The 396-nt window shown below is 65.7% G+C and carries 1 protein-coding gene; it reads left to right on the top strand.

Annotated elements, in window-relative coordinates; genetic code table 11:
• Window positions 1–396 (top strand): PAS-domain containing protein (locus tag KQX66_RS36565; protein ID WP_216798410.1); only part of this gene is annotated, 396 nt, incomplete at both ends.

Here is a 396-nt window from a genome sequence, read left to right as displayed (position 1 = left end):
GACCGAGGCGCTGGACGCGATGGAGGGCGGCTTTGCGCTGTTCCATGACGGGCGGCTGCAGGTCTGCAACGATCTCTTCAAGTCGATCCTGCCCGACCTGTCGGCCCGCATCCTGCCCGGCCTGACGGTCGAGGACTACTTCCGCGCCCTGCAATCGAGCCGCCATCTGGCCGACCCCGACAAGGCCTGCCGCGATCTGGCCGAGGCGATCACGCGCCGGTCCCCCGGCGGCGCCAGCATGACCTTCGTGCTGGAATTGCAGGACGACCGCTGGTTCCAGATCAGCCGCCAGCGGACCCGGTCGGGCAACGTGATCCTGTTGCAGACCGAGATCACCGACATCGTTCGCAAGAACCGGATGGAAAAGGACCTGCTGATCGACATGCAGGCGCATTA

Origin of the sequence: Paenibacillus oleatilyticus, assembly GCF_018998565.1 — a bacterium.
GTDB lineage: Bacteria > Bacillota > Bacilli > Paenibacillales > NBRC-103111 > Paenibacillus_G > Paenibacillus_G oleatilyticus.
The sequence above is the reverse complement of the archived record's forward strand: the minus strand, read 5'-3'. Positions and strand labels throughout refer to the sequence as shown.